The sequence below is a fragment of the Streptomyces sp. NBC_01116 genome (assembly GCF_041435495.1).
In the GTDB taxonomy this organism is placed as follows: Bacteria; Actinomycetota; Actinomycetes; order Streptomycetales; family Streptomycetaceae; genus Streptomyces.
In genome coordinates this window covers 2,525,371-2,540,484 of sequence record NZ_CP108644.1, presented here as the reverse complement: position 1 = coordinate 2,540,484, position 15,114 = coordinate 2,525,371, and the positions used below count along the sequence as shown (strand labels likewise).

The 15,114-nt window shown below is 72.9% G+C and carries 15 protein-coding genes; 13 read left to right on the top strand and 2 right to left on the bottom strand.

Annotated features, from left to right (window positions below; genetic code table 11):
* Positions 1–3: 3 nt before the first annotated feature.
* The 5 genes from OG245_RS11110 to OG245_RS11090 all read left to right on the top strand — a co-directional run bounded on the left by OG245_RS11110 (position 4) and on the right by OG245_RS11090 (position 4,260).
* A complete protein-coding gene (locus tag OG245_RS11110) occupies positions 4–1,077 on the top strand; it encodes a nitronate monooxygenase (RefSeq protein ID WP_371623362.1) in 1,074 nt (357 codons plus the stop codon).
* Positions 1,074–1,820 carry a 16S rRNA (uracil(1498)-N(3))-methyltransferase gene (locus OG245_RS11105; protein WP_371623361.1) on the top strand — a complete coding sequence of 249 codons (747 nt, stop codon included), beginning with the start codon at positions 1,074–1,076 and terminating at the stop codon, positions 1,818–1,820. The genes OG245_RS11110 and OG245_RS11105 overlap by 4 nt, the downstream gene beginning before the upstream one ends.
* An 89-nt stretch (positions 1,821–1,909) precedes the next feature.
* Complete coding sequence (locus OG245_RS11100; RefSeq protein WP_371623360.1) at positions 1,910–2,269, top strand: histidine triad nucleotide-binding protein; 360 nt, start codon at positions 1,910–1,912, stop codon at positions 2,267–2,269.
* Positions 2,270–2,284: 15 nt separating this feature from the next.
* Entirely contained in the window at positions 2,285–3,196 is a 912-nt protein-coding gene (locus tag OG245_RS11095; protein ID WP_371623359.1) for a ribonuclease Z, read from the top strand.
* Between the two features lie 71 nt (positions 3,197–3,267).
* The gene (locus OG245_RS11090) at positions 3,268–4,260 is read left to right on the top strand and encodes an adenosine deaminase (protein ID WP_371627859.1); all 993 of its coding nucleotides are present in this window, start codon (positions 3,268–3,270) and stop codon (positions 4,258–4,260) included.
* On the opposite strand, the gene OG245_RS11085 is transcribed toward OG245_RS11090, so the two are convergent.
* A complete protein-coding gene (locus tag OG245_RS11085; protein WP_371623358.1) occupies positions 4,245–5,585 on the bottom strand; it encodes an MFS transporter in 1,341 nt (446 codons plus the stop codon). The two genes, OG245_RS11090 and OG245_RS11085, sit on opposite strands and share 16 nt — an antisense overlap.
* 423 nt (positions 5,586–6,008) lie before the next feature.
* On the opposite strand from OG245_RS11085, the gene OG245_RS11080 reads away from it, so the two are divergent.
* The 5 genes from OG245_RS11080 (at position 6,009) to OG245_RS11060 (ending at position 10,503) form a co-directional block, all read left to right on the top strand.
* Positions 6,009–7,142, top strand: a complete 1,134-nt coding sequence (locus OG245_RS11080; RefSeq protein ID WP_371623357.1) for a carbohydrate kinase family protein — start codon at positions 6,009–6,011, stop codon at positions 7,140–7,142.
* A gap of 141 nt (positions 7,143–7,283) precedes the next feature.
* Positions 7,284–8,348: a PhoH family protein gene (locus tag OG245_RS11075; protein ID WP_371623356.1), complete on the top strand. Its 1,065-nt coding sequence runs from the start codon at positions 7,284–7,286 to the stop codon at positions 8,346–8,348.
* Positions 8,349–8,360: 12 nt separating this feature from the next.
* Positions 8,361–8,858 carry an rRNA maturation RNase YbeY gene (ybeY, locus tag OG245_RS11070; RefSeq protein WP_003969265.1) on the top strand — a complete coding sequence of 166 codons (498 nt, stop codon included), beginning with the start codon at positions 8,361–8,363 and terminating at the stop codon, positions 8,856–8,858.
* Positions 8,855–10,153 (top strand): hemolysin family protein, encoded by a 1,299-nt coding sequence (locus tag OG245_RS11065; RefSeq protein ID WP_371623355.1) that lies wholly within the window; start codon positions 8,855–8,857, stop codon positions 10,151–10,153. The genes ybeY and OG245_RS11065 overlap by 4 nt, the downstream gene beginning before the upstream one ends.
* Entirely contained in the window at positions 10,150–10,503 is a 354-nt protein-coding gene (locus OG245_RS11060; protein ID WP_371623354.1) for an MmcQ/YjbR family DNA-binding protein, read from the top strand. Before OG245_RS11065 ends, OG245_RS11060 begins: the two co-directional genes overlap by 4 nt.
* 64 nt (positions 10,504–10,567) lie before the next feature.
* On the opposite strand, the gene OG245_RS11055 is transcribed toward OG245_RS11060, so the two are convergent.
* Complete coding sequence (locus tag OG245_RS11055) at positions 10,568–12,004, bottom strand: MFS transporter (RefSeq protein WP_371623353.1); 1,437 nt, start codon at positions 12,002–12,004, stop codon at positions 10,568–10,570.
* Positions 12,005–12,105: 101 nt separating this feature from the next.
* Here OG245_RS11055 and OG245_RS11050 point away from each other — a divergent pair, with 101 nt between their 5' ends.
* The 3 genes from OG245_RS11050 to OG245_RS11040 all read left to right on the top strand — a co-directional run bounded on the left by OG245_RS11050 (position 12,106) and on the right by OG245_RS11040 (position 15,026).
* Complete coding sequence (locus OG245_RS11050; protein ID WP_371623352.1) at positions 12,106–12,999, top strand: helix-turn-helix transcriptional regulator; 894 nt, start codon at positions 12,106–12,108, stop codon at positions 12,997–12,999.
* A gap of 86 nt (positions 13,000–13,085) precedes the next feature.
* On the top strand, positions 13,086–13,439 hold the full coding sequence (locus tag OG245_RS11045; protein WP_361322160.1) for a cytidine deaminase: 354 nt from the start codon (positions 13,086–13,088) through the stop codon (positions 13,437–13,439).
* 240 nt (positions 13,440–13,679) lie between these two features.
* The gene (locus OG245_RS11040; protein WP_371623351.1) at positions 13,680–15,026 is read left to right on the top strand and encodes a beta-xylosidase; all 1,347 of its coding nucleotides are present in this window, start codon (positions 13,680–13,682) and stop codon (positions 15,024–15,026) included.
* The last annotated feature ends 88 nt before the right edge of the window (positions 15,027–15,114 follow it).

Here is a 15,114-nt window from a genome sequence, read left to right as displayed (position 1 = left end):
GTCATGTCCTCCGAGTTGACCGATCTCTGCCGGTATCCGATCGTGCAGGCCCCCATGGCGGGCGGCACGTCCGGACCTCAGCTCGCCGGGGCCGTCGCCGAAGCGGGCGGGCTCGGATTCCTGGCCGCCGGATACAAAACGGCGGACGGGATGTACAACGAGATCAAACAGCTGCGCAGGCTCACCGGCGGGCCGTTCGGCGTCAACCTCTTCATGCCGCAGCCCGCGCTCGGCGACCCCAGCGCCGTCGAGGTCTACCGCCACCAGCTCGCCGGCGAGGCCGCCTGGTACGAGACCCCGCTCGGCGACCCGGACAGCAGCGGCGACGACGGCTACGAGGCGAAGGTCGCGATCCTGCTGGAGGACCCCGTTCCGGTGGTCTCCTTCACCTTCGGCTGCCCGACCCGCGACACCCTGGACGCCTTCGCCCGGGCCGGGACGCACACCATCGTCACGGTCACCTCCGCCGAGGAGGCCCAGAGCGCCCAGTGGGCGGGCGCCGACACCGTCTGCGTCCAGGGCGTCGAGGCGGGCGGCCACCAGTCCACCCACCGCGACGACCCGCAGCTCGACCAGACCGGCACCGGGCTGCTCTCCCTCGTCGCCCAGGTCCGCGAGACCGTGCAGATCCCGATCGTCGCGGCCGGCGGCCTGATGCGCGGCGCGCAGATCGCCGCCGTCCTCGCGGCGGGCGCCGACGCCGCCCAGCTCGGCACCGCCTTCCTGGTCTGCCCCGAGTCCGGGGCGCACGCGCTGCACAAGCAGGCCCTGACCAACCCGCTGTTCGTCCGCACCGAGCTGACCCGCGCCTTCTCGGGGCGGCCCGCCCGCGGCCTGGTCAACCGCTTCGTCCGCGAACACGGCCCCTACGCCCCCGCCGCCTACCCCCAGGTCCACTACGTCACCAGCGGGCTGCGCCGGGCCGCAGCCAAGGCCGGGGACGCCCAGGGCATGGCCCTGTGGGCCGGACAGGGCCACCGGATGGCCCGGGAACTGCCCGCGGGCGAGCTGATCGAGCTGCTCGCCGCCGAACTGGAGGCCGCCCGGTCGGCCCTGAGCATGAGGAGCCCCCGGTGACCGCACCGGTCTTCGTCGTCGAACGGATGCCCACCGGGCCGGAGTTCGTCCTGGACGGCCCCGAGGGACGGCACGCCGTCTCCGTGAAGCGGCTCCACCCCGGCGAGGACGTCGTCCTCACCGACGGGCTCGGCCACTGGGCGGAGGGCGTCGTGCGGGCGGCCGAGGGCAAGGACCGGCTCACGGTCACCGGCCTCGGCAGCGTCCACGAGGAGCCCGCGCCCGTCCCGCGGATCACCGTCGTCCAGGCGCTCCCCAAGGGCGACCGCGGCGAGCTGGCCGTCGAGACGATGACCGAGACCGGCGTCGACGCGATCGTGCCCTGGCAGGCGGCCCGCTGCATCACCCAGTGGAAGGGCGAGCGCGGTGCCAAGGCCCTGTCGAAGTGGCGCGGCACGGCGCGGGAGGCGGGCAAGCAGTCCCGCCGGGTCCGCTTCCCCGAGGTGGCCGAGGCCATGACGACCAAGCAGGTCGCCGCGCTGCTCGCCGCCGCCGACTTCGCCGGCGTCCTCCACGAGGACCGCGACCACGACAGCACCCCCCTCGCCACCGCCGCACTCCCCGCCGAGGGCACGATCGTGCTCGTCGTCGGACCGGAGGGCGGCGTCTCCCCGCAGGAGCTGGCCGCCTTCGCCGAGGCGGGCGCCCGCCCCTACCGGCTCGGCCGCAGCGTGCTGCGCACCTCCACCGCCGGGACGGCGGCGACCGCGCTGCTGCTGGGGCGCACGGGGCGCTGGGGCTGAACAGGGCCCGGCGGGCCGGGGATAGCATGCCCCTGTACCGATCACCCGATCACCTGTACCGACTCACCAGCGAACGAGGAGGCCCGGCCATGGCGGGAGAGCCGCAGTCCGACTGCCTGTTCTGCAAGATCGTCTCGGGAGAGATCCCGGCGACCATCGTCCGCGAGAGCGAGACCACCGTCGCCTTCCGCGACATCAACCCGCAGGCCCCGACCCACGTCCTGGTGATCCCGAAGGTCCACTACCCGGACGCCGCCTCGCTCGCCGCCGCCGAACCGCTCGTCGCGGCGGACGTGCTGCGCGAGGCCGGAGAGGTCGCCGCCGAGGAGAAGGTCGACGGCAGCGGCTACCGGATCATCCTCAACACGGGCTCCGGGGCGGGCCAGACCGTCTTCCACGCCCACGCACACGTCCTGGGCGGCCGCGGCCTCCAGTGGCCCCCCGGATAACGGAGCGCCCCGACCATGTCCGTACGCGAGCTGGTGGTGCTCGGCACCGCCAGCCAGGTCCCCACCCGGCACCGCAACCACAACGGCTATCTGCTGCGCTGGGACGGCGAGGGCATCCTCCTCGACCCCGGCGAGGGCACCCAGCGCCAGATGCTGCGGGCCGGGGTCGCCGCGCACGACATCCACCGGATCTGCGTCACCCACTTCCACGGCGACCACTCCCTCGGGCTCGCCGGGGTCATCCAGCGGATCAACCTCGACCAGGTGCCGCACCCGGTGACCGCGCACTATCCGGCGAGCGGGCAGCACTTCTTCGACCGGCTGCGGTACGCCACCGCCTACCGCGAGACCGTCGAGCTGAACCAGGCCCCGGTCGCCGGGCCCGGCGGAGTCCTCGCCACCACCCCGGCGTACACCCTGGACAGCAGGAAGCTCTCGCACCCCGTCGAGTCGTACGGCTACCGCCTCACCGAGCCCGACACCCGGCGCATGCTGCCCGCCCTGCTGAAGGAGCACGGCATCGCCGGACCGGACGTGGGCCGCCTCCAGCGTGACGGCGTCCTCGGCGGCGTCACGCTGGAGCAGGTCTCCGAGGAGCGGCGCGGCCAGCGGTTCGCGTTCGTCATGGACACCCGGCTCTGCGACGGGGTGTACGCGCTCGCCGAGGGCTGCGACCTGCTGGTCATCGAGTCGACCTTCCTCGACGAGGACGAGAAGCTGGCCGTCGACCACGGGCACCTGACCGCCGGACAGGCCGCCCGGGTGGCGAAGGAATCGGGTGTCCGCCACCTCGTCCTCACCCACTTCTCCCAGCGCTACGGCGACCCGGAGCTCTTCGCGACCCAGGCCCGCGCCGCCGGATTCGACGGCGAACTCACCGTCGCCCAGGACCTGATCCGGGTCCCGGTCCCCACCCGGCACCACTGATCCCCACCCGGCACCACGGAACCGACCCGTCCTCCCCGCTTTCCCATCAGCACCACCGTTTGCGAGACACCGTGCACCTCCCCAAGGCAGAACTCCACCTCCACATCGAAGGCACCCTCGAACCCGAGCTGGCCTTCGCCCTCGCGGAGCGCAACGGAGTGGCCCTGCCCTACGCCACCACCGACGAACTGCGCGCCGCCTACGAGTTCGAGGACCTCCAGTCCTTCCTCGACCTGTACTACGCGCTGATGGCCGTCCTGCGCACCGAGGACGACTTCGCCGAACTCGTCGACGCCTACCTCGCCCGCGCCGCCGCCCAGGGCGTCCGGCACGCCGAGATCTTCTTCGACCCGCAGGCCCACACCGCCCGGGGCGTCCCGATCGGCACCGTCATCGAGGGGATCGGCCGGGCGCTGGAGCGCAGCGAGGAGAAGCACGGCGTCTCCACCCAGCTGATCATGTGCTTCCTGCGCGACCTGTCCGCCGAATCGGCCCTCGGCACCCTGGACGCGGCCAAGCCGTATCTGCACCGGATCAGCGCGATCGGCCTCGACTCCGCCGAGGTCGGCCACCCGCCCGCCAAGTTCCGCGAGGTGTACGAGGCGGCCACCGCCCTCGGCCTGCGCAAGGTGGCCCACGCGGGCGAGGAGGGCCCGCCGGAGTACATCAGGGAGGCCCTGGACGTCCTCGGCGTCGAACGCGTCGACCACGGGCTGCGCTGCCTGGAGGACCCGGAGCTGGTGGAGCGGCTGGTCGCCGACCGGGTGCCGCTCACGCTCTGCCCGCTGTCGAACGTGCGGCTGCGCACGGTCGACACCCTCGCGGACCACCCGCTGCCGGCGATGCTGGCCGCCGGACTCCACTGCACGGTGAACTCCGACGACCCCGCCTACTTCGGCGGATACGCCGGGGACAACTTCGACGCCGTCCGCGACGCGCTCGCCCTGGAGCCGGAGCAACTGCGCACCCTCGCCCGCAACTCCTTCGAGGCGGCCTTCCTCGACCACGACGAGGAGCGCCGGGCGCGCTACCTGTCCGAGGTCGAGGCCTACGCGTTCGACTGACCTGAACCGCCGTCCGGACCGGCCGTCCGGATCCCGCTGCGCACCAGCCGCCTGCGCCGCAGGGCCGGGACCCGCAGCTCCGTGACGGCCTGCTCCGGCGAGCCGAGCTTCGGCACCGCACCGGGCAGGCTCCCGGTGGTGGCGGCGAGCAGGGCGGCCGGGGCGCCACCGCGACGGCGCACCGAACCGGGCACCAGCGGACGGCCGCCGGTGTGCAGCGCCACGGCGGTCACCGGGGCGGCGACCAGCAGGGTGGCCGCCCCCAGGATCAGCCCCATCGCGGGATAGCCGGCCTCCGAGGAGAGCACGCTGCCCAGCAGCGGACCGCAGGCCACCCCCACGGAGGAGGCCGAGCCCGCCAGCACCGCCCAGCGGCCGCGCACGTCCAGGGAGGCTGCCAGCCCGATGAGGTAGGAGAGGACCACCGGGTAGAAGGTGTTCCACACGATCTCCCCGGTCGCGAACGATCCGAGGTCCCGGGCCGATGAGCTGAGCACGATGCTCCCCGCGATCACCACGGTCCCCAGCCCGATCGGCACCGCCCGGCCGAGCCGCGCGCCGAGCAGACCCGCACCCGTCACACCGAGCAGCCCCGCTCCGAGCGCGGCGGCGAACACCGCGCCGACGGTGACCTCGGACAGCCCCACCTGCACCACGCCGATGCGGCTGCTCACTCCCCACAGCGCGTTCTGCGCCATGGACCAGACGAGCATGCCGCCCGCCAGGACGAGCCCGGAGCGGCGGTGCGGAAGCCGGCCGATGATCGGCGAGGCGGTCTCCTCGGCCGTCGTCGCACCGCCGAGCCGGGCGGTCGCGGGCCAGACGAGCAGGGCGACCAGGGCGATCGCGGCGAACGGAAGCCGGTGGCCGCCGCCCAGGTGGGGGATCGTCAGATAGAGGACGCCCGCGGTGGCGGACACGGTGAGCAGCCCGAGCGACGACGTCCGGTGCGGGTCGCGCCGGGCGGCGATCCCGGCCGCGGCGACCGCCGTCGCCGTGCCGGACCCGAAGCCGCCGACCACCACGCAGAGCACCACCAGCGGTACGGACCCGGCGAGCGCGGCGGACCCGTAACCGATCGCGGCCAGCACCAGCCCGACGCGGGCGGGGGTGCGCGGCCCGTACCGCTCGACCCGGCCGGCCAGGGAGAAGCCGGCGCTGGCCGAGCTGAGGAGCAGGGCGCTGCCGACCAGGCCCGCCTGGGCGGGACTCAGCCCCAGCTGGGCGCTGAGCCGGCCGACGATCGTGGGGAGCAGGTAGGAGGCGAGGTAACCGGCGGTGAACACGGCCACCAGGGGCCACGCGGCACCAGGGCGCGAGGACATGGGCGTTCCTGAAGACATGCCTGAGCAGGCAGAGGGAGGGGAGGGAGGGGGTGGAGCGAGGGCGGAGCGGTGGAGCAGGGCACGGCGAAGCGAACGGGGGCATGCGAAGGCATGCGGGTACGACGGGGATTTACAGCGGATTGCTGGGATATGCGGCTCTCGTCGGAGAAGACCCCGAAGGTGCTCGCGGGGCAATTTGTATCAAGCGCCTCCGGCTCCCCGAAAGCCGCCTCGCTGTGATCTGGGCCACTTATGCGTTTATGCAGGAAAACCCGGGGTATTAGCGCATGTTTATGCAGGTCAGGCGTGCTGCGAACACATGGCCGCAGACACTGCGTTCCCCTGGGCGTATCGGGCAGACTGGCCGCACCTCACACGGTCCGGATCCCGCCGAGATCCGCCGCACGACCCCGGGAGCGCACGGTGAGCACAGACACTCCGGGCATCGACCCGCTACAGGCGCTGCGCGCCCCCCGGGATCCCGCCTGCGACGTCTTCCTGACGGGCCCGGTCTTCCTCGACATCATCTTCACCGGCCTGGACAGCGCCCCCGTGCGCGGGACCGAGTCCTGGGCCCGGGGCATGGGATCCAGCCCCGGCGGCGTCGCCAACATGGCCACCGCCCTCGCCCGCCTCGGCCTGCACACCTCCCTCGCCGCCGCCTTCGGTGACGACCACTACGGGGAGTACTGCTGGGACGCCCTCGAACAGGGCGAGGGTATCGACCTGTCGATGTCCCACACCGTCCCCGGCTGGCACTCCCCGGTCACCGTCTCCATGGCGTACGAGGGCGAGCGCACGATGGTCTCGCACGGCCACGAGGCACCCGCCCCCACCGGAACCGCAGCCCCCGCCCATGCCCCCGCCCATGCCCCCGCACCCGCCCCGGCCTTCCCGCACTGCCCGCCGCGCGCCCGCGCCGCCGTCGCCTCGCTCGCCCCGGGCCGGAGCGAGCCCTGGGTGGCCACCGCCGCCCGCAACGGAGCGCTGATCTTCGCCGACGTCGGCTGGGACGAGACCGGCCGCTGGGACCTGGACGCCCTGCCCGACCTGGCGCACTGCGAGGCGTTCCTGCCCAACGCCGAGGAGGCGATGCGCTACACCCGCACGGACTGCCCGCGCGCCGCCGCCCACGCGCTCGCCGAACGGGTCCCGCTCGCCGTGGTGACCCTGGGCGCCGAGGGCGCGTACGCGGTGGACGGCCGCACCGGGGCCGCCGCGGCCGTGCCCGCCATCGAGGTGGAGGCGCTCGACCCCACCGGCGCCGGGGACGTCTTCGTCGCCGGTTTCGTGACCGGCACCCTCGCCGACTGGCCGCTCGCCGACCGCCTCGCCTTCGCCGGGCTCACCGCCGCCCTCTCGGTCCAGGAGTTCGGCGGCTCGCTCTCCGCGCCCGGCTGGACCGAGGTCGCCGCCTGGTGGCAGCTGATCCGCACCTGCGACCGCCAGGACCCGGCCGCCCTGGAGCGCTACGCCTTCCTGGACGACCTCCTGCCCGCCTCGGCCCGCGCCTGGCCGCTGCGGCGCGCGGTGCCCACGATCGGCTTCCGCCAGTGAGCGGACGCCGGCCCGGGTCGCACACACGGGCGGTAAAGCACTCTGCGTTGTCACCGCCAGGTCGTAGGCTTGGATGTCCAGAGGTTGTCGAGCAGCGAGAACCCTGCAACGGGAGGTATGCGCAGGCCCGAGGGCCGGCCCATGACTCAGACACCCACACAGCCGCAGGCGCGTGCCCAGATCAGGATCCCGGCCGCACACCCCATGGTGATGCTCCTGGGATCGGGTGACTCGCTGTTGCGCGTGATCGAAGAGGCTTTCCCGGCGGCCGACATCCATGTCCGGGGCAACGAGATCAGTGCCACGGGCGAGGCAGCCGATGTCGCTCTCATCCAACGCCTGTTCGACGAGATGATGCTCGTGCTCCGCACCGGAGCGCCGATGACGGAGGACGCAGTGGAACGGTCGATCGCCATGCTCAGGGCGGCCGGCAACGGGCAGGGAGATCCTCAGGGCGAGACGCCCGCCGAGGTGCTCACGCAGAACATCCTCTCCAACCGCGGCCGCACCATCCGCCCCAAGACGCTCAACCAGAAGCGGTACGTCGACGCGATCGACCAGCACACGATCGTGTTCGGCATCGGTCCCGCCGGTACGGGCAAGACCTACCTCGCCATGGCCAAGGCCGTCCAGGCCCTCCAGTCCAAGCAGGTCAGCCGGATCATCCTGACCCGGCCCGCGGTCGAGGCGGGGGAGCGGCTCGGCTTCCTGCCGGGCACCCTGTTCGACAAGATCGACCCGTATCTGCGCCCGCTCTACGACGCCCTGCACGACATGCTCGACCCCGACTCGATCCCGCGGCTGATGGCGGCGGGCACGATCGAGGTCGCGCCACTGGCGTACATGCGTGGTCGCACGCTCAATGACGCGTTCATCATCCTCGACGAGGCGCAGAACACCAGCGCCGAGCAGATGAAGATGTTCCTCACCCGCCTCGGCTTCGACTCCAAGATCGTCATCACCGGTGACGTCACCCAGGTCGACCTGCCGAGCGGCACCAAGAGCGGGCTGCGGCAGGTCCAGGACATCCTGGAGGGCCTGGACGACGTGCACTTCTCCCGGCTCACCTCCCAGGATGTCGTCCGGCACAAGCTCGTCGGCCGTATCGTCGACGCGTACGAGAAGTACGACAGCCGAAACGGTCAGCAGGACGGTCAGGCGGAAGGCCGCGAAGACGGCCGACGCGACCGCCGAAAAGGGAAGTAGTCGCAGCGCACCATGTCGATCGACGTCAACAACGAGTCCGGAACCGAGGTCGACGAGCAGGCGATCCTCGACATCGCCCGCTACGCACTGGCCCGGATGCGGATCCACCCGCTGTCCGAGCTCTCGGTGATCGTGGTGGACACCGACGCCATGGAGCAGCTGCACATCCAGTGGATGGACCTCCCCGGCCCGACCGATGTCATGTCCTTCCCGATGGACGAGCTGCGTCCGCCGGCCAAGGACGACGAGGAGCCCCCGCAGGGGCTCCTCGGTGACATCGTGCTCTGCCCGGAGGTCGCGAAGAAGCAGGGCGAAGAGGCCCCGACGCAGCACTCCATGGACGAGGAGCTCCAGCTCCTGACCGTCCACGGAGTGCTGCACCTGCTGGGGTACGACCACGAGGAGCCGGACGAGAAGGCCGAGATGTTCGGTCTCCAGGCCGCCATCGTGGACGGCTGGCGCGGGGAGCACGGGCTCACCGGCGCGTCTCCCGCCCCCACCGTCTCGTGAGCGCGCCCCTGGTCATCGGGGCCGTGCTGCTGGTCGTCGTCGGCTGGCTGGCCGCCTGCGCGGAGGCCGGCATCGCCCGCACCTCCAGCTTCCGGGCGGACGAGGCGGTCCGCTCCGGCCGGCGCGGCAGCGCGAAGCTGGCGCAGATCGCGGCCGACCCGACCCGCTATCTCAACGTGGCCCTGCTGGTGCGGGTCGCCTGCGAGATGTCGGCCGGCGTCCTCGTCACCTACGCCTGCCTCCAGGAACTGCCCGAGACCTGGGAGGCGCTGGCCGTCGCGATGGGCGTGATGGTGCTCGTCAGCTACGTCGCCATCGGCGTCTCCCCGCGCACCATCGGCCGCCAGCACCCGCTGAACACGGCCACGGCCTCGGCGTACGTCCTGCTGCCGCTGGCCAGGGTCATGGGGCCGATCCCGCAGCTGCTGATCCTCGTCGGCAACGCGCTGACCCCGGGCAAGGGGTTCCGCAAGGGCCCGTTCGCCAGCGAGGCCGAGCTGCGCGCCATGGTCGACCTCGCGGAGGCGGAGTCGCTCATCGAGGACGACGAGCGCCGCATGGTGCACTCCGTCTTCGAGCTGGGCGACACCCTGGTCCGCGAGGTCATGGTGCCGCGCACCGACCTCGTCTCCATCGAGCGTTACAAGACGATCCGGCAGGCCCTCACCCTCGCCCTGCGCTCCGGCTTCTCCCGGATCCCGGTCACCGGCGAGAACGAGGACGACGTCGTCGGGATCGTCTATCTGAAGGACCTGGTCCGCAAGACGCACATCAACCGCGAGTCCGAGGCCGACCCCGTCTCCACCGCGATGCGCCCCGCCGCCTTCGTCCCCGACACCAAGAACGCCGGGGACCTGCTGCGGGAGATGCAGCAGGACCGCAGCCACGTCGCGGTCGTCATCGACGAGTACGGCGGCACCGCGGGCATCGTCACCATCGAGGACATCCTGGAGGAGATCGTCGGGGAGATCACCGACGAGTACGACCGGGAGCTGCCGCCCGTCCAGGAGCTGGAACACGGCTGCTACCGGGTCACCGCCCGGCTCGACATCGGGGACCTCGGCGACCTCTTCGGCCTCGACGAGTACGACGACGAGGACGTGGAGACCGTCGGCGGCCTGCTCGCCAAGGCGCTCGGCCGGGTCCCGATCGCCGGAGCGTCCGCGCCCGTCGAGCTGCCCGACGGCCGTAGGCTCCGGCTCACCGCGGAATCCCCCGCGGGCCGCCGGAACAAGATCGTCACGGTGCTCGTGGAGCCGGAGCACCAGGAGACCGAGGAGAAGGAAGCGGAATGACGCCGGAGCGGCTGCGGGCCTTCTGCCTGGAGTTCAACGCGAGCGCGGAGGAGTTCCCGTTCGGCCCGGAGACCTCCGTCTTCAAGGTGCTGGGCAAGATGTTCGCCCTCACCGCGCTGGACGGACGGCCGCTGACCGTCAACCTCAAGTGCGATCCCGACGAGGCGATCCGGCTGCGCGGGACGCACCCCGCGATCGTGCCCGGCTGGCACATGAACAAGCGCCACTGGAACACGGTCACCGTCTCCGGCGTCCCGGACCGGATGCTGCGCGAGCTGGTCGAGGACTCCTACGACCTGGTGGTCGCCGGACTCCCGAAGGCGGAGCGGCTGCGGCTGGACCGCCCGTAGAAGACGTGCGTACGGGAACGGGCCCGCCTCCCCTCGTGGGGGCGGGCCCGTCCTCGCGCTCGGCTCAGCTCCGCCGCAGTCCCGCCGCCACCGCCGCGCCCGCCGCCAGCAGGACGGCCCCCGCGACCGCGACCACCGTCCGTACGCCGTCGAACAGGGTGTCCTGCGTCGTGGCCAGCACGCCCAGCAGCGGGATGCCGACCGTGAGGCCGACCTGCTGGGTCGTGGTCACCAGACCGGTCGCCAGGCCCTGCTCCTCGTTCGGGACGCCGGACGTCACGGTCAGCCCGTACGAGATGATCGCGCCCAGGTGGAACATGCTGGCCAGCGACACCGCGGCCGTCGCCAGCAGCACCCCCGCGTCCGACCCCAGGCCCAGCAGCGCGCCGATGAACAGCCCCTGCCCGAGCAGCGACAGCGCCAGGGTCCGGCGGGCGCCGATCCGGCCGATCAGCTTCGGCGCGTACATCCCCGCCACCACCGACAGCACGCCCTGCACTCCGAAGACCAGACCGGTGGAGAAGGGCGAGAGGTCCAGGACCTCCTGGAGGTACAGGGTCAGGACGAAGACGACGGTGCTCATCATCGAGAAGGTCACCAGGCCGCCCAGGTTGCCGAACGCCACCGTCCGCCGCCGCAGCATCGGCAGCGACACCAACGGGGCCGCCGAGCGGGACTCCACCACGACGAACGCCGAGAGCAGCGCGACGCCGAGGACCAGGGTGACCAGGACGTCCACGCCGCCGAAGCCGCGCTCCGCCGCCGTCGACAGCGCGTAGATCAGCGCCAGCAGACCGCCGGTGACGCTTACCGCGCCCGGCACGTCCAGCCGCGGCCGGTCCTGCGTGCGCGACTCGGCCAGGACCCTCGGGGCCGGCACCAGCACCACGACCGAGGCCACCGCCAGCAGGCCCATCGTGGAGCGCCAGCCCAGCGTCTCGGTCAGCACACCGCCCGCGACCATGCCCACCGTGAAACCGAGCGACATCAGCGTTCCGCTGATCCCGAGCGCCCGGTCGCGCAGCGGCCCCTCGGGGAACGTGGTCGTCAGCAGGGACATCCCGGTCGGCACGATGACCGCCGCCCCCAGGCCCTGGAGCGCCCGCCCGGCGAGGAAGGAGGCCGGGTCCCGGGCCAGGGTCGCCAGCAGGGACGAGGCGCCGAAGAGGGCGAGCCCGATGAGGAACAGCCGGCGCCGCCCGTACAGATCGGCGATCCTCCCGAAGAGCAGCAGGAAGCCCCCGGACGGCAGCGCGAACGCGGTGACGGCCCACTGGAGGCCCGTGGTGCTCAGCCCGAGGTCCTTGCCGAGCACCGGCAGCGCCACGTTCAGCACGGAGAAGTCCAGGGCCACCATGAACTGGGCGGCGCACAGCACGAAGAGGACCAGCCGGGCCCGGCCGGAGAGCCGGGGCGGACCGGCCTCGGGGAGCGCGGGGGACGGCGGAGGGACCGGGGGAGCGGGAGCAGCGGCAGAGGGGGAAGGGGATTCGATCGCCATGCGTCCCACCCTGCGGCGGCCGGAATAACCGTGGGGAGCGGGAACTTATCCTGTTGCCCGCACCACCAGGCAGGCGCATTCACGGACACCAGGGGGAGTACGTGGCCACAGCGGCCCAGCAGGCGACGGACGACACGAAAGCCCACCGCCTCGCCGAACTGCGCGCGTTCCTCAGGAGCCGCCGGGCCCGCGTCACCCCGGACGAGGCCGGACTGCCGGGCGGCGCCCGCCGCCGCACCCCGGGGCTGCGCCGCGAGGAGGTCGCCGTCCTCGCCGGGGTGGGCGTCTCCTGGTACCAGTGGCTGGAGCAGGGCCGCGACATCACCGTCTCCCCGCAGGTGCTGGACTCCGTCGCCCGGGTGCTGCGCCTGAGCAGCGCGGAGCGCCGCCATCTGTACGCGCTGGCCGGGCTGAACCCGCCGCCGCCCGAGGTCGATCCGGCCGACGCCGACATGTGCGAGGGGCTGACCAGGCTCATCGACGCCTGGATGCCCTATCCGGCCCACATCATGGACCGGTACTGGAACACCGTTCTGTACAACGAGGCCGCCGCCTCGGTGCTCGGCATGCGCCCGGGCATCCGGCAGAACTGCCTCGTCGCCTTCTTCACCGACCCCGTCTACCGCACCCGCACCGGGGCGAGTTGGGACGCGCTTGCCCCCCAGGTGGTGGCGCAGTTCCGGGCGGCCTGCTCGGAGGCGCCCGAGGACGAGGGTTTCCGGGCCGTCGTCGAGGAGGCGAAGGCGGCCAGCCCCCTCTTCGCCGAGCTGTACGAGCGGCGCGACATCGCCCCGGCGGGACAGAACCGCAAGGAGGTCGAGCACCCGGTGGTCGGCCGCCTGTCCCTGGAGGCCACCCAGCTGCGGGTGCCCGCCCGGCCGGACCTGGCGATCGTGCTCCACACCCCGCTGCCCGGCACCGGATGCGAGGCCAGGCTCCAGTGGCTCGCCTCGCCCGAGGGGCGGCGCGGCTCGTTCTACCCGGTGCCGGGGTGACCGGCTCCGGACGGCCGGAGGCTCCCGGCACTCCCGGGGCCGGGGTGACCTGCGCGGGCCCGCCGCCCGCTTCGTATGCTCGTGCCATGACCGACACCACGGAGCTCGACGCCGAGGACCGCAAGATCGTCACCCTGGCGCGCAGCGCCCGTGCCCGCAACGGGGTGCCCGAGGGCGCCGCCGTACGCGACGAGACGGGACGCACGTATGTCGCGGGCACGGTGGCGCTGGATTCGCTGAAGCTCAGCGCCCTCCAGACCGCCGTCGCCATGGCGGTGGCCAGCGGCGCGACCTCGCTGGAGGCGGCGGCGGTCGTCTCCGCCGCCGAGACGCCCTCGGACGACGACCGGGCCGCGGTGCGGGACCTCGGCGGACCGGACACCCCGGTGCTGCTCGCGGGCCCGGACGGCACGCTGCGGGTCCGCGTCACGGCGGGCTGAGCGGGGCGTGTGACGGCGGCCGATCCGGCGTGCGACGGCGGGCCGAGCGAGCCGCCTGATGCCGCGCGGCGGCGGGCCGGACAGGGAACGCCGCCCGGCCCGCCGATCATGCCATCATCTGATGGGCCATCAGTCGCCGCATTTCGTCTGCATTGACTTCTTTTTCGCCCGGGTCATCAATGGCCCCCTGCCGGTACGGAAGAGCCGCCGTACCGCTTTCCGCAGGAGGGCACCGAATTCATGCGACCGACCATGCGAAGATCCACCGAACCGCGGCGCCGCTGGGCCGCCGCCCTGGGCATCACCGCACTCGTCGTCACCGGGGGAGGGCTGCTCGGAGGTCCGGCGCAGGCCGCCGCGACGGCCTCCGTCGAGGTGGACTTCCCCACCCACTGCATCCCGCCGCCCATCGCGGGCATCCCGCCCATCGACGGCACCACGACCGCGAAGATCACCGTCGACGACACGACCCCGCAGGTCGGCGACACCGTCACCGTCACCTACACCGTGGTCGCGCCCGCCGCCAGCAACCCGGTCGACCTGGCCCTGCCCGCCGACATCATGACGCCGACCGGGAAGGTCACCCTCGGCGGCGCGCAGAGCGGCGGCGTCACCGTCGCGGGGCCGAAGAAGAACCCCCCGGTCCCCGGCAAGGGCGCCTTCCCGTCGTTCTCCATGACGGGCACGTTCACCGTCACCGCACCCGGCGCGATCACCCTGTCGCCCGGCGACTACAACATCCACACCAGCTACATCATGGAGCTGGACACCCCCTGCACGGTGACGGGCCCGCCCGCCCCCGTGTCGGAGACCGTCGTCGCCACGGGCGGCGGCCAGGTCAACGAACGAGCCGTCCGGCTCTCGGCCGCCTCCGGGCAGGCGGGCGACGAGGTCACCGTCACCGGCACGAAGTTCACCCCGGGCGCGGACGTCACCGTGGCGGGCCGCGACGGCGGCGCGCAGACCGGTGACACCACCACGGCCACCGCCGACGCGTCCGGGGCCTTCACCGCCCGGCTCGCCGTCAGCGACCCGGACACCACCGGCATCGTCGCCTACGAGGGCGGCGCCTGGGACGCGGAGAAGGGCGCGGGCCCCCTGGCGTACACCGTCACCGGGGGCGGTGAGATCCCCGACGGCAGCCAGCAGCTCACCACGACCGTCCGGGCGGGCACCCTGTCCATGACCCAGGCCGGCGACAGCGTCCAGCTGTCCGGGGTCGACTTCGGCCGGGGCGGCGCCTCCACCGGCGATCTGCGCACGGTGACCGTCGAGGACTTCCGCGGCGGCCCCGCGGGCTGGTCCCTCACCGGAAAGGTCACCGACTTCACGGGCCCGGGCGGGGCACGGATCAGCGCCGACGCCCTCGACTGGACCCCGTCCTGCGCCACGAAGCCCGGCAGCCCGAGCACCTGCGCGGCGGGCAGCGCCGGAACGGTCGGCAGCGCCGGGGCCACCCTGGCGTCCACGCCCGACGGGGCGGCCACCGGAGGGGAGTTCACCGTCGACGCGGGGCTCTCCCTGGACGTGCCCGCCTTCACCGGGGCCGGTTCCTACGCGGGCGTGCTGACCCTCACGCTCACCTGAGGCGCCGACCCGCACCCGAGGCCCTCGGCCTCACCACCGTGGGCCGGGCGCGCACCCGGCCGGCCCACTCCACCCGGACGCGACCTGG

What these genes read in the sequence shown, in the direction of transcription:
- OG245_RS11110 (WP_371623362.1), top strand. Translation starts at nt 4, where the DNA reads ATGTCCTCCGAGTTGACCGATCTCTGCCGGTATCCGATCGTGCAGGCC.
- OG245_RS11100 (WP_371623360.1), top strand. Translation starts at nt 1,910, where the DNA reads ATGGCGGGAGAGCCGCAGTCCGACTGCCTGTTCTGCAAGATCGTCTCG.
- OG245_RS11095 (WP_371623359.1), top strand. Translation starts at nt 2,285, where the DNA reads ATGTCCGTACGCGAGCTGGTGGTGCTCGGCACCGCCAGCCAGGTCCCC.
- OG245_RS11085 (WP_371623358.1), bottom strand. Translation starts at nt 5,585, where the DNA reads ATGTCCTCGCGCCCTGGTGCCGCGTGGCCCCTGGTGGCCGTGTTCACC.
- OG245_RS11075 (WP_371623356.1), top strand. Translation starts at nt 7,284, where the DNA reads ATGACTCAGACACCCACACAGCCGCAGGCGCGTGCCCAGATCAGGATC.
- ybeY (WP_003969265.1), top strand. Translation starts at nt 8,361, where the DNA reads ATGTCGATCGACGTCAACAACGAGTCCGGAACCGAGGTCGACGAGCAG.
- OG245_RS11060 (WP_371623354.1), top strand. Translation starts at nt 10,150, where the DNA reads ATGACGCCGGAGCGGCTGCGGGCCTTCTGCCTGGAGTTCAACGCGAGC.
- OG245_RS11055 (WP_371623353.1), bottom strand. Translation starts at nt 12,004, where the DNA reads ATGGCGATCGAATCCCCTTCCCCCTCTGCCGCTGCTCCCGCTCCCCCG.
- OG245_RS11045 (WP_361322160.1), top strand. Translation starts at nt 13,086, where the DNA reads ATGACCGACACCACGGAGCTCGACGCCGAGGACCGCAAGATCGTCACC.
- OG245_RS11040 (WP_371623351.1), top strand. Translation starts at nt 13,680, where the DNA reads ATGCGACCGACCATGCGAAGATCCACCGAACCGCGGCGCCGCTGGGCC.